We start from the raw sequence: 22,664 nt of genomic DNA on the forward strand, positions 1-22,664 counted from the left end.
GTGCAAGGCACTGATGATCTGTTCGGCGGCCCGCTTCGTCATGCCAAGCACCGATGAGGGATCCACCGCCTTGTCGCTCGATATCAGGACAAATTGCGCAACCCCGCACTTGGCGGCAACCTCGGCGCAGACGAGCGTTCCGAAAATGTTGGTTTGAATGGCCGAATCCCAGTTCTCCTCGAGCAGCGGCACGTGCTTGAGCGCCGCGGCGTGAAAGATGATGTCCGGCCGGAATTCCGTGACGACACGCATTATCTGGCGCCGGTCGGAGACATCGACGATGCGGACCTTGAGTCGGTCATGGTCCTTCTCGTCAACATACTGGCTCAGCTGGAAGATGCCGAACTCGGAGTTGTCGGCGACCAGCACCGCCTCGGCTCCCAGTTCCAGCGACCGCTTGACCAGCGTCTGGCCGATAGAACCGGCGCCGCCGGTCACCAGAACGCGTCTGCCGCTGACAAAGGCGCCGATGCGCTGGATGTCGGACGCGACCGCCGGACGGCGCAGGATCGTTTCCATCTCGACGGTGTCGAGAACCAGCTTTCCGTGCTGTTCCAACTCCGAAAGGCCTGAGAACTGCACCACATTTATGTCGCCGTGCCGGGCAATGCGCACGAGTTCCGAATAGTCCTCGATTTCGTGCTCGGCGCCGCTGCCGAAAATCAGCAGGTCCAGGCTTTTGGTGCCGGTCGCGTAATCTTCCAGGACATCGATCAGACGCGGCAGGGTCGCCACCACGGGAACACCCTGAATCCGCGTGCCCAATGGCGCGCCGCGCTCGGTCGCCATGATGCCTGCGATGGAATAGTCAGCCGGTTGCGCCGTGCGCGTGAAGCGAATGATCAGGTCGGCCTCGCCGAGCCGGCCAACGAACAGCGCGCGCTTGGGCTCAGTATCATCGGACTTGCGGCCAAGAATGCCCCAGCTCGCGCCGTCACGCAGGAAGCGGTAGAATAGCCGGGGTGCCGATATGATGGTGAAGGAGACGAGGAAGAAGACGATGAACTGACGCTCGTTGAGCCCCGCCACCGGCCGGTAAAAACGCAGCAGCAGCGATGCCATGTAAAGAGTGAACGTCAAAATCGCGCAGCTCTTCAGGATGTTGAAAAAGTCCGGCGTCGAGGCGAAGCGCCAGACGGTGGTGTAGAGGCCACTGTAGCGGAACAGCAAATGGCTGATGACGACGATGCCCGCCCATGTCGCCAGACCCTCCTTGGAGAGCGCGTCGAACGAAAGATTAGACCGCGAAAGCACGAGGCTGAGTGCCACGGCGACCAGGACCATGACCACGTCCTGGACCATGATGAAGGCGCGCCGCATCTGTGGCCTGAGCCCGAACACAGCTTCTAGGTGGGAATTCATTGGACGGCACTAGACTCCAGGCTCAAGGGCATCGACACCAGCGAGGTGCGAACACGAAGTTACTTCGCGACCAATCACCTTGCTCAAGTGCTATCCCCGGCCCCCGCCGTCCTATATCGCATACTTCGGGGGCGGGGGCATAGCTAGAGGTTTTTTTTCGGACAAGAGGCTTCCAGTGGAGAACATGGATCATGCTCGGGCGATTGCCGTAAAGTCAACATTATCAAACGCTAATAGATAAGCCACGCAGCATCAGCATGCGCTCAGTTTTGCCGCAGTTGACTCTGCTCCCCACCGCGTTACGACGCAATGCGTTGCCATATGCCCATCGAAATGGCTATTAGAGACGGGCTTGGTGGTTCGCTATGGCCAGCGAAGAATAATGCGCCAGAACAACGGATTGCGATACTCCCAGCTATGATTGCGGCACTAAACGGCGCTTTTGACGACATCTCAAAGGCCATGAGATTACACCGGGTCTGGATCGCGCTTGCCCACGAGGACATCGGCGATCAGCACAGACGCACGACGCTCGGCCCGCTTTGGATGCTGGTCAATTATCTGGCATTCATTGGCACTTTCATCTTCGTTTTCAAGACCAAAGACACGGATTCGGCCGGATACACGGCCTATGCTTCGATCGGCCTGGTTGTCTGGTTCTACCTCATGGAGATGATCAGCCTGAGCGTGCCCCTGTTCTCCCGCGAAGCCAGTTTCATTCAAGGCACGAGGCTGCCACTCTTCGTGTATGTGATGCGGCTGACGGTGCAATGTGTCATCCGAGCGAGCTATTCGGTGGCGGGTTGCATCGTCATCCTGCTGCTGAGCGGCTTGGGAATCAGCGCTGAGTGGCTATTGTCTGTCCCGGGGTTATTGCTGATTGTGCTCGCGACCCCTGCAATCGTAACGGTTTTCGCATTCCTGGGTGCATTCTTTCCCGATGCCCAGTTCATCGTCGGCAACATCATGCGGGTCGGTACGTTTCTTACGCCAGTCTTCTGGGCCTATCATGGGCAAGGCGGTATACAGAACTATGCCTATCATTGGAATCCGTTCACATATTTTCTGGAAGTGGTGCGCGCGCCAATCGCGAGCGGCGACTTCCCAATGCATGCCTTTGCTGTGACCGCCTACATCTCTTTGGCTTTCTGGGCGGTTGCGTTGCTGCTGCTGGGCGGATATCGCAAGCGCGTCGTTTTCCTGATCTGAGCTCAAAATGATTTCCATCAAGCTGGACAATGTCAGCCTCGCCTACCGCCTCTACGAAAAGTTGACGCTTACGGCGCCTGACCGGCGCCTGGGTGGTCTTGGAGGCAAAATCGGACGTTCCGGCGGCAAGCAGGTCGTGCAGGCGCTGGAAGATGTCAGCTTTGAACTCAAAGCAGGCGATCGGTTAGGCTTGGTCGGCCCAAACGGGGCCGGCAAGACGACACTGCTCAAGGTGTTGTACGGCATCTATCAGCCATCGTCCGGCATAGTAGCCATCGAAGGCAAAGTCGACGCTTTGTTCAACATCAACATAGGATTTCGCCCCGAAGCGACGGGGCGGCGAAACATTGTTCTGAGGGGTTTGATCAGCGGGTGGACCGAGGCCGAGATCCAAGAAAAAATGCCGGAGATCATCGCCTTCAGCGAACTTGGCGACTTTATCGATGTCCCTTTCAAAACCTATAGCCAGGGTATGGCCGCTCGTCTTGCTTTCTCTGCGGCTACAGCGCTTGACCCCGAAATTCTGCTGATGGACGAGTGGATCGGCGCCGGCGACGCCGCGTTTCAGGAAAAAGCCAAACGACGCATGGATGAACTGGCAGAGAAGGCAGGCATCATCGTCCTGGCGACCCACAATGAGAGCCTGCTCGAAAGCGTATGTACGAAAAGAATGACGCTTAAGAACGGAAGGGTCGAAGCCTTCACGACGAAACCTGCAAAGAGGGCTGGAACGCGAGCTAAGTCTTAAAGGTACTCTTCCCGGATACTATTTGCTCGCAGTTCAGATTCCAATTCGTCGCACCTGCTGTAGTTGAGTATGCCAACGTTGCGCCCTGCGGACGTTACTAAAATGAATTGCGCTCGAGCCGTTGAGTTACCGATGACGAGACAAGAATCTGTTCCGATGAATGATCTGAAGCGCCTGTATCAGCGCTACCAGGTCGAAATCGAGAGTGAGGTAGTGAACACGCTACGTTCGGGATGGTGGCTCAATGGCGCTATCGGCAAAAGGTTTGCGGCAAATTTTTCCAGATTCATAGGTGTTTCGGAATGCGTTCTCGTGGCCAACGGGACGGATGCGCTCGAACTTGCATTGGCCGCAGTGACCAAGCGCTACGACGGGCGCGAGGTGATCGTCGCCGCCAATGCGGGGGGCTATGCCAGTTGTGCCTGCTGGCAGAATGATCTCGTTCCGCACTATGTCGATATCGAACCAGCCAGCCAACTCATAGCCCTTCAATCGGTACTGAAAGCAGCCAGCGCAGACACCGCTGCGATCGTCGCCACCCACCTCTATGGTGGCGTCGTTGATGTCCGCGCCATCCGGGACGGACTTGAGCAGGCTGGCCTCTCGCACATTCCAATCGTGGAAGATTGCGCGCAGGCGCACGGGGCGAGAATCGGAAGCGACGTTGCAGGCTCGCTGGGGGATATCTCCACGTTCAGCTTTTACCCAACCAAAAATCTCGGAGCCATGGGGGACGGCGGCGCTGTTCTTACCTCCGACACGGCAACCGCCGCGCATGTACGGCAACTGCAACAATATGGCTGGAGTTCAAAATATCATGTCGGCGTGCCCAACGGCCGCAACTCCCGCATGGATGAAGTTCAAGCCGCGATACTGGACGTTTTGCTGGGCGATGTGGATAGACGCAACCAGCAGCGGCGTGGCATCCTAGACCAGTACAAGTCGGTTGCCGGGCGTCGATTCCAGTTCCTGGAAGGTGGCGAAGGCGCTGTCGCGCACCTCGCGGTCGCGCTTTGCGACGACCGGGACGCCTTCAGGGCGTTCATGAAAGAGCGCGGCATCGACACTGACATACACTACCCTGTGCTGGATTGCGACCAGGTCGGCTGGGCGGACTTACCGATGATGGGGAGCGAAAATCTCACCGTATCGAGGGCCAGCGTCAGCCGTCTCTGTTCGGTCCCCTGCTATCCCGATATGAGGGACGACGAGGTAGAGCGGGTTTGCCTGGCCCTCCGCGAATGGGAGACAATGTGACAACACGCTCGATCGTTTTCCCGATCTATCGAAATCAGGCGAACATCCCTTCCCTCCTGGGCGCAGTCGCCGATTTCCACTCCAGATATCATAGCGACATCGAGTTCGTCTTCGTCGTCGACGGGTCGCCGGACGAATCCGGCCCGCTGCTGATCAAGGAATTGAAAGGCTCGGGCTATGATTACAAGATCATCTTCCATAGCCGGAACTTTGGTTCGTTCACTGCTATTCGAACCGGGCTCGAACACGCTTCGGGTGACCAGGTCGCTGCGATGGCCGCCGACCTGCAGGAGCCGCCTGAACTGATCGTCGAATTCTTTTCGAAGCTGGAAAAGGACGAGGCTGACGTCGTGTTTGGGCAGCGAACCGGGCGTAGCGATCCGCCCTTGACCAAATTTCTGTCGAGGGCTTTCTGGTCGGCCTACCGCAGGCTCGTCCTGCCCAGCATGCCGAGTGGCGGAGTGGATATCTTCGCCTGCAACCGTCAGGTTCTGGAAGCGATCCTCTCGATCGAGGAGCCGAACAGCTCGCTTGTCATACAACTTTTCTGGGTCGGCTTCAGGCGGGAATTCGTGCCTTATCGGCGGCGCGAACGAAAGCACGGAACAAGCGCCTGGGGCATGGCACGGCGGTTCCGATACATGATGGACAGCATTTTCTCGTTCTCTGATTTTCCGATAATGCTCACCCTCTGGGTAGGATTTGCCGGCTGTGCGCTAAGTCTCCTATTTGCAGTCGTTACCGTGATTGCACGGCTACTTGGCAATATAGACCCCGCTGGCTATACGACACTGGTGCTGCTGATCACGGGCTTCGGTTCGGCCAGTCTTCTAGTCCAAGGGATTCTTGGTTGCTATCTCTGGCGGGCAGTTGAAAACACCAAATCGCGCCCACTTCGGATCATCAGCCGCGTCGTTGACGGAACAGCGAAATGAACGCCAAGCCATTTTTCGTGCACGAACGGGGTATCTGCGAAAGCTCCCATGTCGGCGACGGAACGCGTATTTGGGCCTTCGCTCACGTGCTGCCTGGGGCCGTGCTCGGCTCGAACTGCAACATCTGCGATCACGTCTTCATCGAGAACGACGTGATCGTCGGCGATGACGTGACTGTCAAGAGCGGCGTCCAACTGTGGGACGGGGTGCGCCTGGGCAATCGTGTGTTTGTCGGCCCGAATGCGACCTTCACCAATGATCGCTTCCCACGCTCCAAGGGATATCCCGAGGCGTTTCTGCTGACCACGATCGAGGACGGCGCTTCCATCGGCGCCAATGCCACAATCCTGCCGGGCATTGTCGTCGGCCGCCAGGCGATGGTCGGCGCCGGCGCCGTGGTGACCAAGAGCGTCCCTGCCAACGCCGTCGTGGTCGGAAATCCCGCAGTCATCATCGGCTACCAGACCGGCCCGAAGATCGTGCCAGCCTTGACGCAAACCTTCCCCGGCGCAGTGGGCGAGAAAATGTCGCTTGGGGTGGGTGGTACCGAGCTCTGGCGGCTGCCGCATTTTAGCGATCTGCGAGGCGAACTCGCCCCGCTCGAATTCGGTGCAAACCTACCGTTTAAGCCGGCCCGGTCCTTTCTGGTTTATGGCGTTCCCTCCGACAAGGTCAGGGGTGAGCATGCGCATCGCGAGTGCCATCAATTCCTGATCGCGGCCCATGGCCGCCTGTCCGTTGTCGTTGACGACGGCCATGAGAGAAAAGAGGTTTCGTTGACCGAACCCTCGATCGGCCTCTACATTCCGCCCGGCATTTGGGGAATTCAGTATAAATTCCAACCCGATACAGCATTGCTGGTCATGGCTTCGCACAACTATGATGCTGGCGATTACATCAGGGACTATGCGGATTTCCTGGATACGGTCAGGCAGGATGACCGCTGATCGCATTGGCGGAGACGCCGTCCGGTTTCTTGTCGCCGGCGGACTAAATACCGCCCTGACCAGCCTTGTCTATTTTGCCGGCCTTGTCGTCCTGCCCTCAAGTTTGTCTTACGCGCTCGCTTGGCTGACAGGACTTGTGTTCGTAATGGTGTTCTATCCCGATCGCGTCTTTCCCGGCGGCCGCACGGGCATCGCCGATCGACTGGCAATCGGGGCGTCGATTGCGGTCGTGTTCGTGCTCGGCCTAGCAGCCCTCAAAACGCTTGAAAGCGTTCTGCAAAATGCTGCAGCAGCCTTCTTTGTCACCCTTGCCATCACGACCATCCTCAACTTCGTGATTTCTCGATGGATACTCCGCAGATCATGCTGACGCGACCGAGCACAATACGACCAGCCATTAATCTCTTTGCGATTTTCGCCGCGATGTATTTTTCCGAGCTGGCTTCCTTTCCGCTGTCAGTGGATGAGGAAGTAACAGCCTTCAGAACGGACGCATCCGTCTGGATCATTCAAGGACGCTGGGGGGCATATCTGATCGAGAGGTTCCTTATTCCTCATCCGGTAATGCCTTTCTTGGCTCCAGCTGTCTTTGGCGCCGGTTGCGTGGCCGCCTACCTCCTCGTCATGGATGTCATTAACAAGCAAGAGCTCTCCATCGCTGAGTACGCATGTTTTGCGATTTTCTGTGCTTTCCCGACCTGGTTTTTTATCGTCGAATTTTATTCAAACATTGCCGCTATCGGCGTCGGCCTGTTCGCGACCGCTCTAGCGCTTTGGCTGATCCGCAAGGAGGAGGTTTCCCCACTCAGCCCTCGCTTTCTCGGAGCTGTGGGAGTCGGCGCCTTCGCCATCTCGATCTACCAGAGTTTCGCACCGGCAATTCTGGTCCTGGGCATCGCGATCTCAATTCTGCAAGCACGGGCAGGAAGGAGCGAATCGCTGCCAAAAGACCTGCTTCGGACCGGTATTCTGCTGGCTGGTGCCATATTGTTCTATGTCGTCGGCGATGCCATTTTCAGATCGTTCACCCCCGCTAGAAACGAGTATTTCGACTCGCTTTCCCAGCCTGGCTTTTTGCTTCAACATCCGGCCACAGTTATTGGGCGTGTGCTTGGAGCGATAGGCGGGATCTATGGTCTGGACCGGCGCACATATGACGTCGCGTTGTGGGCAATTCCGCTCTTGTTGATCCTTGGCGGTTGGGCGCTATTGAAGGAATTGCCCCGCTCGAAATTGCTGTTGACGGCAATTGCCTTCGCTTCATTGCTTATTCCCTTCGGCTTTCACCTCCTCGCTGCGGGCAGCATGCCTGTCAGGAGCCTCGTCGGGGTTCCGATTGCAGTTTGGATGTTTGCCTATGTCGCGGTGACGAGCAGAGAATCGAGAACCCGCGTAGCCTCAACCATCTTGATGGCCGTGGCAATTTTCCAAATTCTGGTGGCCCAGAACTATCGTCAGGCGTCTAACTATCTGGTCGACAAGCATGATACACTCATGGCGGGCGCCATCTTCGACAGGCTGTCGGCCGCGCGCGGTTTTGATGTAAAGCGCAGCTATGCTCTGAGCGTGTTTGGCGCCCAGCCATTTGTGACCAACTATCCCAAGCAGCCCGGCTCGACAGTCGGCCACTCGTTCTTCGAATGGGACGGTGGCAACGGTTGGCGCATCGCTTATTACATGAAATTGCTCGGCTACTCCAATTTGAACGGTGCTACCCCAGATCAGGTTGACCAGACGATTGTTCGTCTTTCGGCGATGCCGGTATGGCCAGCCCCCGGTAGTGTGGAAATCCAGGGCGACATTGCGCTGATAAGGCTCGGTGAGATGCCCAGCTACGCAAATCAGCAAGCCCTTGCAAAAGTTACCAATCGATAAGGGATTTAATCGAAATCTTTGGATTGGTCCGAGGGAAGCAGACGGACCCGCTTCTGTAGAGGCAGCGTGCTTGGCAGATTCGCTCAGTCGGAAACGGGATACCTTTTGATCCACCAGTTTGAGGACCAGAATAACCGACTTCTCGACCGCCATGTCGAATACACGGTGGTTCAGCGTTTCGTCCAAGCGCCAACATCGTGGACGTTCGCCCATCCGGATTCGCTATAGCCGACCAAGCGAGCATTGGCGTGCCGTTTGCCTAGCGCCACAACTCGCTCGATCGATGCAAGCGAAAGTCCCCAATCGCTCATGCCAACTTGGCCTGCGGCATTTGGGTATGGCCAATAGCCAGTCCCTGTCTGCTCGTAGTCCTTCAGCATTTGTGCTTGGGCAGCAGCTTGGATCGGGTCGTTCTTTGTGATCTCGTACGTGTTGTGCCCCCGGAAGGTTGCGATCAGTATCCCCCCGCGCCCCAATGCCGCAAAAAGCTTATCGAAAAGAATTTGCATTCTCTCGTAATCGACATGGGTGAAGACAGAGCCAACCCAGATTAGATCCATGCCGCCTGGGATTTTAATGTCAGAGGGATGCTCAGACGAAAGCACCGCATCTCCCCCGAACTCGTGGGCGCAAAATTCGACGCAGCTCGGATCGATATCGCAGAAGGTTATCTTGGCGGCAGGGAACAGTGACCGGATGTAGCGAGCGCCACGCCCATGGCCGCATCCAAAATCCATAATATTGTAAATGGCTTCTTTCCGGGCGATTGCCAAGATCGATACGATCACCTTCAACACGCTTTCGCCAACAATGTCGTAGTCATCAAGAAAGGGATTGCCTTTGAACATCCCGTCGTCAAGGTGGATCGTTGGGATGACGCCCCGCTGCCTATAGCCCTGCCACATCGCTGCCAACTTATCGATCTGCATACTACGTTCGCTCCTGACGAAAGCCTCGGCCTGGTTAGCGGGCGTGCTTCCGTGCCAAATATACTTCTGTAAATTCGCCTATTATGCCGTGCCAGTGATCATGAAAACGGCATACCTCGACATCCATTCCTGACCATCGGTGGATCAGTTCCGGCAGGTCATAGCCGTAGTGAAATGTTACCAGCGAACCAGCATCGCTAACAGGATTGCCATGATATTCCGGCTCGCCGGTGTGCTGGATCGTTCCGTCCGGCCTGTAGAGCGCACGGCGCTCACTGTCGATCTTGCCCTTGTAGGTGGGAACGGTGAACAGATAAGCGCCGCCTGGTTTCAGGGTGCGGACAATCTCCTTTGTCACCCGCTCCGGCATATTCACATGCTCCATGACATCAAGTGTAACGACGACATCGAAAGTCGCATCACCAAATGTCTGCGCCTCCAGGTTCTCGTTTCGGAAGCCCTTGACGGACGAGCCCAAACGCTCTCCGGGAAAGTACTGCGATTCAACATAACCGGCACATTCCCGCTTCAACTTCGGAGAAATTCCGCGGGGAGTGGGAGACGATTCATGAATAACAAGGTTGCGCCAACGAGAGACATGTCGCGTGAGCGTAAGAGCCAAAGCGCGCTCACGCGGGATCGATCCACATCTGGAGCAGAGCAGATGATCACGATACCAATCATAGTGGGCGGAAAACTCGACATTGGCTTCACAGATTGGGCAGTAACCTGCCCGGCGGTAAACTGGATAGGAATCAGAATTCATGGAGCACCATCAGGATTTTCAAAAATGAAGCCGTAACAGAATGCTGCTTCGGTCCGAGTTCAGCTCCACGGTGCTATTCTAGCCGGTGGGCAACCCCATTCTCCGAAAGGAATTGGGCAAAACGATCATATAGTACAGTGTACTTGCGCTGAAACTCATCATAGTTGCCAGCCTGCACAAGCTCGTTGACGTTCAATTGTCCCACTTTATCGACCGGGATATGCGGGATGCTCATAAGTTCCGCCATTTCCGTCGTCCTCGAATCGTGGGAAATTATGGTTGCAGGAACACCGTTGGTTAATGCAATCAGATTTCCATGGAAGCGCGTTCCTATCGAATAGTCGAATTTCGAGATGTACGCATCCCACTCTGCCAAATCAAAGAACATTTTTGCGTTCTCTTTGACATGCTTTACATAGAGCGACGGATCCATTTCCATGTTCATCTGCCCGAGCACTGCCTGGGCGACCCCAAAATCGTCTTCTCTCCCATCTCTGGAAAGTAGCATTTTCATTTCCGGTTCTTCGTTCTGAAGAACATATGGATATTTTTTGTGAGCGGATAATTTCAAAAGATCAGCTTCAACGCGCCGGGCAGCTTCGGGATTGGCCGAATGAAGAAATACGTTGCGTGATCCGTTCACTGCAACCCTCAGCTCGGCGTCTCTTCCTGGCCTCTTTATCTTCAAATCCGGACGCAATTTGCGAAACAAACTTGGGCATCCAACCTCTCTGACGTTCGTTATCCCAAAGTCATTCATGACTTCAGCCGTAAAATGGCCACGCACGCCCACGGTCTTGCTGCGTTCCGATATGATACGAAGGAAGCGTTTACTGCCCTCTGGGATATCTGTGACTTTTTCACCGATGATAGAAGCTTGCGCCCCGAGGCCGGCAACCAAGCATGGCAGCTTGGTCGGCTCGATAAAGTCAGCCAAGTAGGACAAATCAAAATTTTTGAAAATGAAATTTGCTGCGGCGATAGCAATGATGTCGAAACGTTCGTTTGCTTCTTGCGGGGAATAGTCCAACCCCTGACCGAACTCTTCAAAGCGAATTTCCTCGAACAGAGACTGCCCTATCAGAAGATTTCCGGTGTTATATCCAATGATTTCGAATTTCTTTTCAAAAGCAATCTGCGGATCAGGATGCGGAGCTATTGGCGCTCCCAGAAAAAGAACTCTCACTAAAATCTCCTCGACGCTCTGTAGACATCTAACTCCCCACAGTCACCAGCGTCGTCATTCTTGAATTGGAATACCAAATCGTTCACTGAGTTCATGGCTGTAGATGCTCGCTCGTTCGAGCGCGGCAGGTCCAAGATCGTGGCTGCGGATTGTATCGGCCTGTACCTGCCTGATCTCCTGTAGGTGCCTGAGATCGAAATTTCCTATGGTTACGCTCGACTGATGCCGGCGGTGTGAATTGAGCGAACGCGGGGAAAAAGCGATCGAACCATTTTCGAGCAGACGCAAATATGTCACCCAATCCCCGGCGTTGCGCAACGACATGATCTCTTCGCTGTGTTTGGCCATCGCATTGCTGAGCGCCTCCCTTCGAAACAAGACGCCGCTGACGTTCGGAATGGTGTTCTTGAGGTAAAGTGCCTCGGCGATTTCCCGGCGGCCGTCCACGACGTAGGGTTTCGTCCAGCGAGACCGGTCGATGTCCGACACATAGTCGAGATAGTGTTCGGACAAGACCCGGCCGGCGCCGTCCATCTGTCGCGACTGGCAATAGCTCATCACCACCTCCTCGCGTTCGAAGGCGGGCAGAAGCTCGGCCAGAAAATCGGGATCGGCGAGGTCGTCGGCTTCGGCGATCCAGACATAATCGCCGCGCGCCATTTCGACCCCCCGCATCCATTGGCGGAATACCGATCCTGAATTCTGCGCATTGGCCACCAGCCGGTATGGAATGTCGCAACCGGCCAGAAATTTCTCGATGACTTCGACGCTATCATCGGTCGAAGCATCGTCAAGCACGATCAACTCGTAGGGCTTTATCGTCTGATCGACAATGGAGCCTAGACGTGCGCCCAGGTATCGGGCGTAGTTGTAGTTAGGCACGATGACCGACACCCGCGGCAATGGCTTTTCGGCGTAAATCAGCAGATCATGCAGGTAATGGCTGAAGCTGAACTCCTGGCGGACGATATCGCGGCCAACGCTGGCGAGACGCCGGGCTTCACTTGGATTGTCGAGCAGATTGCCAATGACCTCGGCCATCGCATCGGTGTCGAATGCCTGCACGAGGATACCGCAATCCCGCTTCAGCAGATCCTGGAAGCCACCAGCGCCCTCAAAGGCAACGACCGGCACTGTGGCATCCAGCGCCTCGAGCACCACCGAGGGGAACGGATCCTCACGCGAGGTCAAGGCATAGATATCTGCGGCGAAATAGTATTCCTGCGGATTTTCCACCAATCCGACAAAGACGAAGCGGCTCTCCAGTCCCGCTTCCTTCACCCGTCGCATTTGCTTGGCGTGAAAGACGGTATCGACATGACCGACCCAGACTGCAACCGCATCCGGCCTGGATGCGATAACCTTGACGCAAGCATCAACGAAAAGATCGAGGCCCTTGCGATGGTCGGCATAGCCCGCGCACAGGATGATGCTTGCATTTGGCGAAAGCCCTAATCGTGCGCGGACCGCCTCGCGGACCTGCTGGCGATCCTCGGCGAGGTAGGGCGTACGCAGATAGAGTCCTTGCGGCCTGACTACCGACTGGCTGACCGGTTGGCCAACAAACTCTTCGAATCCGGCTTTGACGATCTCGGCTGGGAAAACGACCGTTTCAGCGTTCTCAACAATGGCTGCGGCTGCGTCAGCAAGACCGTAGGACGCCAATATTCCGGGCAGTTCATGGACGAGGCAAACGGTGCGGAACCCTGCCTGCTTCAGCAGCGGGATGAGCTTTCCGGATACGGTGGTATTCACGACGGCGACCTCGGCACCGTTGTTTCTAATGGTGGCCAGACGTTTCAACACATCGGCATCGCCTTGTTCAGGCAAGTCGATCCTGTGCACGGTCGCGGCGTGGGCGAAACGGCCGAGCAGCGGACCGTCGCCCAGCACGATGAGATCGGGCTCAAAACCAAGCTGCTTGAATCCCTTGGCCAGATTGAGAGCCAGCAATTGCGCCCCATGCGGGTGGGCGTCGTGGGAAACGATTGCAATCCTGGCCTTGGACTTCCCCTTCGCCGCCTCCAAAGCGTCGCGGGTCGCTTGCAGATAGGCGTGGCCGTTAACGCTATCGGGCTCCAGGTGAGCGCCTTCCGCCCACTCGTTCCAGGCATTGACGAAAACCACCCGCTCGGATGGCTCGCTAATATGGGCCAAGGTGTCCTCAATGGCATTGTCCAGCCATCTGCGATACAGCTCGGGGGTGTTGTTGATGAACACCGTGCCGCCGCGCTTGCGGCGTGCGGTATTGTCCCAGCCCGGGCAAACCGAACGGAAGAGCTTGTATTTGCGGGATGAGTAGGTTTCGCTGCGTTGTGGGAATACCGACCAGTCATAGACGGTCGTGGCAAAATCCTCATGCAGCGGCGTCACTGTATGCGTGACATTTGGCGGCGCGGAATTGTTTGGCGGAAATTCCACGGCGGCATCGAACCCGTAGCGATGGGGGGGCACAGATTCGAAGGACTGGGTGTAGGCCAGGAAAATCTCGCCGATGCCGTTCTCCCGGCACCAAGTCCGCCAGCGCCGCGCTGTCTCAGCCGCCGCCGGGAGCAGGCTTGGCCGATAGACGAGCAACAGCGGCTTGCCATTGATGCGGATGTAGCGAGGGTCACGAAGATAGGGCGCGACCTCGGCGATGAACGCGAGATCATCCTGGGGGGAGTGATCCTGAGCGATCAGGATCTCCTGGTCCATTCCGTCCCAGCGGCGCGACCAATTCTCGTTGGCCCAGCAGACGCAGAATGGCATGTCGAGGCGCTTATCCTCGAGCCAGTTTTCGAGCGGCTTTTCCAGGAGCCTCTTGCCGCCGAACCAATAAAAATAGAAGCAGAAGCCTTCCACTCCATAGAGCCTTGCCAGTTCGATCTGGCGATGCTGCACAGCAGTATCGCGCAAGTCGTAGTAGCCGAGCGTATCCGGCACGTGCGGCTGGTGGTGACCGATAAATTGCGGCTCAGCGGGCCGGACATTAGACCATTCGGTGAAGTCCTGTCCCCACCATTCATCGTTTTCGGGGATCGGGTGGAATTGCGGCAGGTAGAACGCGATGACGCGCACCGGCTTCTGGAGCAACGGCGGCGCATCGAGAAGCGGCACATAGACTGGTTCGGGCGAGAAGATCGGGCCGGAACTGACCAGCGCCCCGCGCAAGACCATCTCGTTGCTGCCCACAGGCGCTTGGGGTGCCTCCATGCTTCTCCAGGCGCGGTAGGCATTCGTAACGCCAAACAGCGAAGGAAAGGTCGAAAACGCCGCTCTCTTCAATTTTCGCTTGAGGTCGGTGGAGAGCGGCACATTGTGCCAACAACCGTAGGCACCCCGAATCGCCAAGCGGCGGACCCTTATGCGAACATCGCCGATAGCGCGGACGCGGCTCCCAATCCCCCGCAGAGGCTTGGTCACTCGCCAGGATGTGCTGGCATAAACGGCATCGAGAACCTCATGCAACCGGATTTCCTCGGATCGCGCCTCGTCGCGATCCGCAAGCAGCGCACTCGTCGCCCTGTGCGCCATCGACAAATTTTCTTGCAAGAGTTCGATCTCTTTGTCTCTCGCAATGATCTGTGCCCGTTCTCGAGCGATCTCTTCGTCTCTCGCGCTAACTTGTGCCCTTGTGCCTGAGATCTCGTCTTTGTGGGTCCGGATCTGTTCACGCATATCAGCTATCTCGCTGGAGAAAGCCTCGATGCGTGCCCCGTGATGTCCCAACAACTTCCTGTTGGTTTCGATCTCCTCCTCCATGGTTGTTGACTTCAACGACCATGGATTTCCGGTTTGATCGATCGCCTTGCTCTTCGTGTCGTCGAGAGGAACCACGCTCCCGTCGGCGAGCGCGACCTGCCCGTGCACGTTGCGCGCGCCGAGGACGTTTTCCGGAATAGGCAGCTTCGTTACGATGCAAAGCGAGTTCAAGAACTCGACGGAATGAACCGACGCGAGAGAAGCCTCATCGAATGTGACTTTGTGCCTGTCGGCGAAAGTGGCCAAGGCATCGACCCGACGACGATCCAGTCCCCAATGCTCATGGTTGACTACATCAAGCAGGCGTTTGAAAAACGAGATTGAGGAAAGCGGATCGTAGAGACCGCCCTCGAACTCCTGCCAGTAACTGCAATGCAGATCTTCGGCGATGTACATGCCCCCTTCGGAAAGGTGGGGGAAATATCGCGCGAACGAGCGTATTATATCCGAGGATAGGTGCGATCCGTCATCAATTATAATATCATATTTTTCCGACATCGAGATGATGTCGCGCTCCGTTTCATCAGTATTGGCGTCACCTACGGAGATCTTTATCTTCCGGCTGTCGAAAACGAGATTTCCGCAAGCCAGATTGACGTCACAGCCAACGATTATTTCAGCATTGGGGAAATATTTCTGCCATATCTCCAGGGATCCGCCATTCTGAACTCCGATTTCCAGGATTCGAACCGGACTGTCTCGATACTCTGAAAAAATATGGTCATAGGTGCTGAGATAGATCGACCATTTATCCGACACTTTGCCGCGATGCGCATCGTACAGGTCACGAAGTGAAACGAATGGTTCCTGCTTTGCGGGCCGCGCATCGCGCTGTTTGGCTAATTGCTGCTGTTCCAACTTCTGCCGATGAAACACGCGGAGACGGCAATCAATTTCAAGGAAAAAAGCGTCGCCAAAAGTTCGTGAAACAGATTCGAACTCTGCTCTGATCCGATCAAGAATTTCTATTGCAACTGCATCAGTATCATCGGACCTGAGCGCTATCAGTGCGGTATAAGCGTCTTTGACCCAGTCAATGATGCGCGGGTCTGCGTCGAGCAACTCAGTGCTGGCGGCAAAGTGCTGATTGTCGGTAGCGAAATGCTCAGACAGCAGGGACTGCCATTTCACGTCGGGTACCGGCCAGTCTAGGCTGAGAGTAGCAGTGATCCCGTCGATACCCTGTCGCCAGTCATCAAGCAGACTCTCGTAAGACAACAAGATGCGTGACCGACCCCTAGTTGCGCGCTCGGCTTCCAATTCGTGGCGAAGCCAAAGAAGCGAACTGAAGCCCATCGTGAAACCGTTTCGGTTCGCCAGGGAAGCGATCACAGCCAACGGATTGCGGTCTATCAGCACATACCGAACATCGATGCGCATGCGCCTCAAGATCTCCGCATAAAGCGGCACGAAACGTGAGATACGCGGCTCCTTGAGCACAAAAAACGGCGCGCTGCCGTATTCCTCGTCGATCAGCCGCGCGATCTCTGCTTTGTAGAAGCGCAGACGCTGCGCGCCGAGATCGTTGGGATCGAAGGATCGCCAATCATCCCAGCTGCTTCCTGCTTCGTCCAGCATCTGGTCGTGCAGCGCAATGAGACGCTCCGGCTCCCAGTGACCCGTTGGATTGGATAGATTGGCGCCCAGCATGTTCTTAGGCAGTTCCGCGCCAAGCAGATTGATCGCCCTCGTCAGCGCGCTGGTGCCCGAGCGATGCATGCCGAGCACCATGATGCAGGTGCGTTTGGCTGCTTTCGGCTTTGCCTTGCGTGCCTTCGGCTCGTCGACGGGCGCGGCATCGCGCGTGTTTTCCGCTGAAGGGTGCTTGTTCATGCCGTCAATGCCTGTTTCGGCTCACCGGCTAGCAGCCGGCGCACCACCGCTTCCGTCGATTGCCGCCAGTCCGGTGCATTCCAGCCGAACGCCGCCGCGAATTTCGCGCTCGATAGCCGGGAATTGGCGGGGCGGCGCGCCTTGGTTGGGTAGTCCATCGTAGCAATGTCCCGTACCCGCGCCCAGGGACCACCCAACACGCGGCTTGTGTCGAGGATATGGCGGGCAAAGCCGCTCCAGTTGGCCTCGCCGGTTCCGGCCAGATGATAGATGCCGGATGCGGCGGCGCCCTCGTGCAGCCGTGCCGCCGCATGCAGGATTGCGTCGGCGATATCAAGTGCAGATGTCGGATTTCCCCACTGATCGGCCACCACCGCGATCTCGTCGCGGTCGGCGGCCAGCCGCAGCATGGTTTTCACGAAATTCTTGCCGAACGGGCTGTAGACCCATGCCGTGCGCAGGATCAGATGGTGCGGATTGGCTGATGCAACCGCCTGCTCGCCGGCAAGCTTGGAGGCGCCATAGACGCTGCGCGGTGCGGTGGCGTCGGTCTCGACATAGGCGGCGTCCTTGGTGCCGTCGAAGACATAGTCGGTCGAAAGATGGATGACGGGCACGCCCAGGCGGCTTGCTGCTTGCGCCACCTTGCCGGCTCCGGCGGCGTTCACCGCGAATGCCAGATCGGGCTCGTCCTCGGCCTGATCCACCGCCGTGTAGGCGGCGGCCGACACGACGATATCAGGCTTCGCGGCCGCGATCGCTTCGATCACCGTGTCGGGTCTTGCGAGGTCGAGTTGCGGACGGCCAATGGCGATGACCTCAACGCCGGCGGCCGCCTGGCCGGCCTCCAGAAGGCTCGCCGCGACCTGTCCGTCGCGTCCGGTGACAACCAGCCTCACGCCGCCCCCTTGCGTGCTTCGCCCAGCCGTTCACCGGCATAGCGCTGCTCGCGGATCGGTCCCCACCACCATTTGTTGTCGAGAAACCAGTCGACGGTCTTGGCGAGGCCGCTGTCGAAATTCTCATTGGGCGCCCAGCCCAGGTCTCGGCCTATCTTCGAGGCGTCGATGGCATAGCGGCGATCGTGACCGGGGCGGTCGGTGACGAAGGAAATCAGGTCGCGATAGCTCTTGCCCCCTGCCCGCGGCCGCCTGCCGTCGAGCAGATCGCAGATCGTCTCGACGACGCCAAGGTTGGTCCGCTCGGAATTGCCGCCGACATTGTAGCTTTCGCCCGGCAGTCCCCTGGTCGCGACAAGTTCCAGCGCGCGCGCGTGATCCTCGACGAACAGCCAGTCGCGCACATTGGCGCCGGCGCCATAGACCGGCAGCGGCTTTTCATCGAGCGCATTGAGGATGACCAGCGGGATCAGCTTTTCGGGAAAGTGATAGGGTCCGTAATTGTTCGAGCAATTGGAAAGCACGACCGGCAGGCCATAGGTTTCGTGCCAGGCCCGCACCAGATGATCCGAGGCCGCCTTCGAGGCGGAATAGGGCGAGGATGGCGCGTAGGGCGTTTCCTCGACGAACATGCCGCCGTCGAAGGGAAGATCGCCGAACACCTCGTCGGTCGAGACATGATGGAAGCGGAAATGGCTCTTCCGGTCTTCGGGCAGGCCGCGCCAATATTCCAGCGCGGCATTGAGCATCTTGTAGGTGCCGACGATGTTGGTCTCGATAAAGGTGCCCGGCCCATCGATCGAGCGGTCGACATGGCTCTCGGCGGCAAGGTTCATGACGATGTCGATATCGTCGCGCCGGAGGATGTCGAGCACAGCCTTTTCGTCGCAGATGTCGGCCTGCGCGAAGCGATAATTGTGTGCGTTCTCGATCGGCCGCAGCGAGGCCAGGTTTCCCGCATAGGTTAGCTTGTCGAGATTGGTCACCCGATAGGCCGGGTTGGCGCATAGATGCCGGCACACCGCCGAACCGATAAAGCCAGCACCGCCCGTCACCAGAAAATTCATGCCGCTGTCCTCACGCAACCCATCAGGCGAACACCTCGGCGGCGGCCAGCAGCGGCGCCTTGAGGTCCTTGTCCGAGAGCTGGAACCCGCCGGCCAATGACGGCCATTCGATGCCGATGGCGGGATCGTCGAAACGGACCGACCGATCATGCGCCTGCGAATAGGTGTCGGTCACCTTATACAGGACCTCGGTGTCAGGCACGAGCGTCACGAAACCGTGCGCGAAGCCTTTCGGCACCAGAATCTGGTTGCCCTTTTCGGCCGACACTTCGAGAGCGACCCATTTTCCGAAGGTTTTCGAACCGCGGCGAATGTCGACCGCGACATCGAGAATGCTGCCCCGGATGACGCGCAGCAGCTTGTCCTGGGCGCGCGGCGCAAGCTGATAGTGAAGCCCTCGCAAGACGCCCGCCGCGGCGGAATAGGAATGATTGTCCTGCACGAAAGCCAGGTCTATGCCGGCCTGCGAAAAGCGCTCGGCATTGTAGGTTTCCACGAAGAAGCCGCGCGCGTCGCCATGTCGCTTCGGCACGATTTCCAGCACGCCATCGATGCCAAGGGGCCTGACCTCCAACACCTAGCCCTCCGACAGGTCGACGACACGCCGGCGCAGATAGGCGGCATATTCATTCTTGCCCAGGTGATCGGCGCGACGCAGAACCTGGTCCACTGTCAGCCAACCCTGTTCAAAGGCGATCTCTTCGGGACAAGCGACCTTGATGCCCTGGCGGTGCTCGATGGTGCGCACGAATGATGAGGCCTCATGCAGGCTGTCATGCGTGCCGGTGTCGAGCCAGGCATAGCCGCGCCCCAACCGATGCACATGCAACTGGCCGCGCTCGAGGTAGACGTTGTTGACCGCCGTGATCTCGAGTTCGCCACGCGCCGAGGGACGGATGGCAGGGGCGATGTCGACGACGTCGTTGTCATAGAAGTAAAGACCGGTGACCGCCCAGTTGGATTTCGGCACCTGCGGCTTTTCCTCGATCGTCAGCGCCGTTCCCGTGGCCTTGTCGAAGGAAACCACGCCATAACGCTGGGGATCCTCGACATGATAGGCGAACACCGAAGCGCCCTTTTCGCGCGAGGCAGCGTCGCGGCAAAGCTGCGACAGCCCGTCGCCGAAATAGATGTTGTCGCCGAGGATCATCGACACGTTGTCCTTGCCGATGAAATTGCGGCCGATGATGAAGGCCTCCGCCAGCCCGTTGGGCTGCGGTTGCTCGGCATAGGACAGGTCGAGGCCGAACTCCGATCCATCGCCAAGCAGATCGCGAAAAACGGGCAGGTCACGCGGCGTCGAAATGATCAGAATTTCACGGATACCCGCGAGCATCAGAACGCTCAGCGGATAATAGATCATCGGCTTGTCGTATATCGGCAGAATTTGCTTAGAGACTGCTAATGTTAGTGGATAAAGACGCGTTCCACTGCCTCCAGCAAGGATAATTCCTTTCAAGAAGCTCTCCTTGACATGCCTGAACCCCCCGGCCCCAGCCGACCGTGCTTAGGTTCCATGCAATGGCTTGTCAATCTCGGCGTTCGGCAAACGTCTGGGTCACGATCCAGCGCCAATCCATCGCCAATTCCAGGCGACGCATTGCTATCGTCTTGCCAGAGCCGGCCTGACGGGAACAAGCAGATTGTCATCATGGGCCTCGGTCGACTCGCCTCTCTGGCTTAACCGCCCAGCGAATCCCTTGTGAAAGATGATGCCATTCATATAGGCGAAAGTCATCGCAAGCGCCGCCGTTCGCATGGGATAATCGACCAGGGAATGAACGAGCAGAAACGATACTGAGAGAAACGCCATTTTCTGCAGCGGATCTCGCCGTGCCGCCAGGGAAAACGCAAAAAGCAATATCGAGTAGGCCGCGACCAGAAAGACAACAGGCGCGCCACCTTCAAGCGCCAATTCCAGATAATCATTGTGGGCGTGATTGACGTAGGGCTTGAAGATCATCTCCCCCTTTTCGTAAATCTGGTAGACTTTCGGAAAACTCCCAAAGCCGACGCCCGTCGCCCAGTTCTCTTCAATTCCCGCGATCGTGGTGCGTGCAAATTCGGCCCGTCCAAAGGCCGGGTCAACCACTTCCGCATCGATCTTCGTCCACGCCCCGATCGTGTAGAGCGAAAGTCCGATGAAGACAGCGGGTATTCCATACCCGCCCAGCCTCGAGCGCGCGGACAGAAAGACGACCGATATTATGGTGATCGCCAGCCCTATCAGAATACCGGCGCGCGAACCGGCGGCCAGAAGCAGCAGCAGCAGCGTTATCAAACCGAGCGACCCGGACAGAAGGTGCCCGCGAAACAGGCCGTAGTAGACGACGAAGGGGATGGAGACGAAGAGCAAAGCTGAAAAGTGGTTCTGGTTGGCAAACAGTCCCGCATTGATCGTGAACGGCAGCAAACCCTGTATGGCAACCGTATCGGAGAGCGAATACTGGATCGCCGCAGCCAATCCGTTACAGATGACACCCATCAAAAAGAAGGGCAGGAGGCCGTAGACCTGATCTGGGCGCAAGCGGGTGACGCTCAGAAAGAATGCAGCCATCGCCACGAAGTACAACAGACACTCGATCGTGCGTCCCACGCCGACACTGACGAAACGCAGCCCGGTTTCACCGCTCAGCCATGGATTTGCAAGTAAAACCTCAGGCCGCAATCCGCTCAACAGGGCGGCGGGCAACGGCACGATTTGGAAACAGAACACGGCAAGGCCCAGAGCAAGCAACCACAGGGCCGAGCGAGGGATGCCGTGCTCAGACGGCCTTGAAAAGATGGCCGCGGCCGCGACAATCGCCGCCACCTCGATCACCGCCTCGGTGTAGAGACCGCTCGCGGTGCCGCCGCCAATCAGCACTGACAGGAAAAGAACCGACCCAAGCAGATATTTTTCCCATTCCGTGGACCGGGCTGACCGCTCTCTCAAGATGAAACTCTTTCGATGCTCAATTTGTGCATGACCAACGTGCCAACGTATCGAAATCGCCAGCTCTCAGCGATGGCAGCTGTTTCCAGCCGCAACACTTGCATGGGACACGCGCCTGGTCCGATCGCGAAATCCAGACTCAACTGCCGCCGATTGAATGTGCCCTCCGGAATGTTGAACCGAGCTATTTCTCCCGCCGGATCCGCGCATCTGATGGACCAGAACAACTGCTTGGGCAGCTTCAGGTTTCTCGCGGAGGCGATCAGGGAAATCCTGTAGGAGCCGGGAGGCAGTTCGACATATTGCTGGAGCGCGGCGTTCTTCACCGGCGTATTCAGAAACCGGACAGTCGCTCCGCTATCGCTTTCGCCGACGTCGCGCGCCCCGGCAAAGGTAATTTCCAGACCGGAGCGGTCGCGAACCTGCCAGTCGAATGGCTTGTCGCTGAGGATCTGTTCAAAGCCGCCGTTGAAGATGTATCCGGCCAGTGTCCGCTCCTGATCGGTCATACTGAACAGGAACAGCCGATAGGCCGCCTCGTATTCCTTCTGCCGGATGTACCCGTTGATTACGGCAGACAATTCCTTCGACGTCGGTTGTGAGCTCGATCCGGTAAGGTCCAGCAACAGTTGATTTGCGACGCGCAGGCCCCGCGGATCCTTACCAAGGGCGGAGAAAAGATTGGACCTCCACGGTGCCTCGATCCTTAAGGCTGCCAGGACAGCCTGATATCCGTCCGGGTTTGCAAGAATAGCCGGCAAGCCCGCCGCAATGACTGGAAATGTGTCCGGCCACCGGCGCAGCAACGTGTCGATCTCGGCGACGGCCTTTGACAGGTCGCCCATCTCGATCGAGCGATCGATCGATCTCTGAAGCGAATGGATTTCAGTCTTGGACAGCTTTCGAGCCTGGTCGAAGAGTTCAAAAGCCTCGTCTTTCTCGCCTTGTCGATACTCAATCTCGCCTATCAGG

General features: G+C 57.4%; 18 protein-coding genes. 7 read left to right on the forward strand and 11 right to left on the reverse strand.

The genetic code is table 11. The features are described from left to right. On the reverse strand, positions 1-1,362 hold a 1,362-nt coding region (locus EN984_RS00770; RefSeq protein ID WP_164765355.1), incomplete at its 3' end, for an SDR family NAD(P)-dependent oxidoreductase. Between the two features lie 321 nt (positions 1,363-1,683). On the opposite strand from EN984_RS00770, the gene EN984_RS00775 reads away from it, so the two are divergent. The 7 genes from EN984_RS00775 to EN984_RS00805 all read left to right on the forward strand — a co-directional run bounded on the left by EN984_RS00775 (position 1,684) and on the right by EN984_RS00805 (position 8,333). Then, positions 1,684-2,571, forward strand: a complete 888-nt coding sequence (locus EN984_RS00775) for an ABC transporter permease (RefSeq protein WP_236382859.1) — start codon at positions 1,684-1,686, stop codon at positions 2,569-2,571. Positions 2,572-2,578: 7 nt separating this feature from the next. Continuing rightward, positions 2,579-3,319 carry an ABC transporter ATP-binding protein gene (locus tag EN984_RS00780; protein ID WP_127272218.1) on the forward strand — a complete coding sequence of 247 codons (741 nt, stop codon included), beginning with the start codon at positions 2,579-2,581 and terminating at the stop codon, positions 3,317-3,319. A gap of 156 nt (positions 3,320-3,475) precedes the next feature. Beyond that, on the forward strand, positions 3,476-4,576 hold the full coding sequence (locus EN984_RS00785; protein ID WP_164748809.1) for a DegT/DnrJ/EryC1/StrS family aminotransferase: 1,101 nt from the start codon (positions 3,476-3,478) through the stop codon (positions 4,574-4,576). Further along, the gene (locus tag EN984_RS00790; RefSeq protein ID WP_206517162.1) at positions 4,573-5,511 is read left to right on the forward strand and encodes a glycosyltransferase family 2 protein; all 939 of its coding nucleotides are present in this window, start codon (positions 4,573-4,575) and stop codon (positions 5,509-5,511) included. The genes EN984_RS00785 and EN984_RS00790 overlap by 4 nt, the downstream gene beginning before the upstream one ends. Next, positions 5,508-6,458 carry a WxcM-like domain-containing protein gene (locus EN984_RS00795; RefSeq protein ID WP_127270265.1) on the forward strand — a complete coding sequence of 317 codons (951 nt, stop codon included), beginning with the start codon at positions 5,508-5,510 and terminating at the stop codon, positions 6,456-6,458. Before EN984_RS00790 ends, EN984_RS00795 begins: the two co-directional genes overlap by 4 nt. Beyond that, positions 6,448-6,828, forward strand: a complete 381-nt coding sequence (locus tag EN984_RS00800; protein WP_164748973.1) for a GtrA family protein — start codon at positions 6,448-6,450, stop codon at positions 6,826-6,828. The genes EN984_RS00795 and EN984_RS00800 overlap by 11 nt, the downstream gene beginning before the upstream one ends. Further along, positions 6,804-8,333 carry a glucosyltransferase domain-containing protein gene (locus tag EN984_RS00805; RefSeq protein ID WP_127272216.1) on the forward strand — a complete coding sequence of 510 codons (1,530 nt, stop codon included), beginning with the start codon at positions 6,804-6,806 and terminating at the stop codon, positions 8,331-8,333. The genes EN984_RS00800 and EN984_RS00805 overlap by 25 nt, the downstream gene beginning before the upstream one ends. A gap of 170 nt (positions 8,334-8,503) precedes the next feature. Here the strand turns inward: EN984_RS00805 and EN984_RS00810 are convergent, their stop codons facing one another. The 10 genes from EN984_RS00810 to EN984_RS00855 all read right to left on the reverse strand — a co-directional run. Next, entirely contained in the window at positions 8,504-9,262 is a 759-nt protein-coding gene (locus EN984_RS00810; RefSeq protein WP_127271275.1) for a class I SAM-dependent methyltransferase, read from the reverse strand. 34 nt (positions 9,263-9,296) lie between these two features. Then, positions 9,297-10,028 (reverse strand): class I SAM-dependent methyltransferase, encoded by a 732-nt coding sequence (locus tag EN984_RS00815; protein ID WP_127271277.1) that lies wholly within the window; start codon positions 10,026-10,028, stop codon positions 9,297-9,299. A gap of 73 nt (positions 10,029-10,101) precedes the next feature. Further along, positions 10,102-11,214, reverse strand: a complete 1,113-nt coding sequence (locus tag EN984_RS00820; RefSeq protein ID WP_164748974.1) for a polysaccharide pyruvyl transferase family protein — start codon at positions 11,212-11,214, stop codon at positions 10,102-10,104. A 54-nt stretch (positions 11,215-11,268) separates the two neighbouring features. After that, positions 11,269-16,791 carry a glycoside hydrolase family 99-like domain-containing protein gene (locus tag EN984_RS00825; protein WP_127273099.1) on the reverse strand — a complete coding sequence of 1,841 codons (5,523 nt, stop codon included), beginning with the start codon at positions 16,789-16,791 and terminating at the stop codon, positions 11,269-11,271. After that, entirely contained in the window at positions 16,788-17,690 is a 903-nt protein-coding gene (gene rfbD, locus EN984_RS00830; RefSeq protein WP_127268902.1) for a dTDP-4-dehydrorhamnose reductase, read from the reverse strand. The genes EN984_RS00825 and rfbD overlap by 4 nt, the downstream gene beginning before the upstream one ends. After that, positions 17,687-18,757 carry a dTDP-glucose 4,6-dehydratase gene (gene rfbB / locus EN984_RS00835; protein ID WP_127272411.1) on the reverse strand — a complete coding sequence of 357 codons (1,071 nt, stop codon included), beginning with the start codon at positions 18,755-18,757 and terminating at the stop codon, positions 17,687-17,689. Before rfbB ends, rfbD begins: the two co-directional genes overlap by 4 nt. A 22-nt stretch (positions 18,758-18,779) precedes the next feature. After that, positions 18,780-19,334 carry a dTDP-4-dehydrorhamnose 3,5-epimerase gene (gene rfbC, locus EN984_RS00840; RefSeq protein ID WP_127272014.1) on the reverse strand — a complete coding sequence of 185 codons (555 nt, stop codon included), beginning with the start codon at positions 19,332-19,334 and terminating at the stop codon, positions 18,780-18,782. Beyond that, on the reverse strand, positions 19,335-20,216 hold the full coding sequence (gene rfbA, locus EN984_RS00845) for a glucose-1-phosphate thymidylyltransferase RfbA (protein WP_127272412.1): 882 nt from the start codon (positions 20,214-20,216) through the stop codon (positions 19,335-19,337). It abuts the gene before it with no gap. A gap of 144 nt (positions 20,217-20,360) precedes the next feature. Further along, on the reverse strand, positions 20,361-21,692 hold the full coding sequence (locus tag EN984_RS00850) for an O-antigen ligase family protein (protein WP_127268324.1): 1,332 nt from the start codon (positions 21,690-21,692) through the stop codon (positions 20,361-20,363). After that, the coding region (locus EN984_RS00855) for a hypothetical protein (RefSeq protein WP_127383607.1) at positions 21,689-22,664 on the reverse strand (976 nt) is incomplete at its 5' end. The genes EN984_RS00850 and EN984_RS00855, both read right to left, overlap by 4 nt.

The sequence above is a fragment of the Mesorhizobium sp. M7A.F.Ca.CA.004.12.1.1 genome (assembly GCF_003997835.1).
Classification (GTDB): domain Bacteria; phylum Pseudomonadota; class Alphaproteobacteria; order Rhizobiales; family Rhizobiaceae; genus Mesorhizobium.

Bases quoted from the DNA above. Each gene is read 5' to 3' on its own strand.
- EN984_RS00775 (WP_236382859.1), top strand. From the start codon at position 1,684: ATGCCCATCGAAATGGCTATTAGAGACGGGCTTGGTGGTTCGCTATGG.
- EN984_RS00780 (WP_127272218.1), top strand. From the start codon at position 2,579: ATGATTTCCATCAAGCTGGACAATGTCAGCCTCGCCTACCGCCTCTAC.
- EN984_RS00785 (WP_164748809.1), top strand. From the start codon at position 3,476: ATGAATGATCTGAAGCGCCTGTATCAGCGCTACCAGGTCGAAATCGAG.
- EN984_RS00795 (WP_127270265.1), top strand. From the start codon at position 5,508: ATGAACGCCAAGCCATTTTTCGTGCACGAACGGGGTATCTGCGAAAGC.
- EN984_RS00800 (WP_164748973.1), top strand. From the start codon at position 6,448: ATGACCGCTGATCGCATTGGCGGAGACGCCGTCCGGTTTCTTGTCGCC.
- EN984_RS00805 (WP_127272216.1), top strand. From the start codon at position 6,804: ATGGATACTCCGCAGATCATGCTGACGCGACCGAGCACAATACGACCA.
- EN984_RS00810 (WP_127271275.1), bottom strand. From the start codon at position 9,262: ATGCAGATCGATAAGTTGGCAGCGATGTGGCAGGGCTATAGGCAGCGG.
- EN984_RS00815 (WP_127271277.1), bottom strand. From the start codon at position 10,028: ATGAATTCTGATTCCTATCCAGTTTACCGCCGGGCAGGTTACTGCCCA.
- EN984_RS00825 (WP_127273099.1), bottom strand. From the start codon at position 16,791: ATGAACAAGCACCCTTCAGCGGAAAACACGCGCGATGCCGCGCCCGTC.
- rfbB (WP_127272411.1), bottom strand. From the start codon at position 18,757: ATGAATTTTCTGGTGACGGGCGGTGCTGGCTTTATCGGTTCGGCGGTG.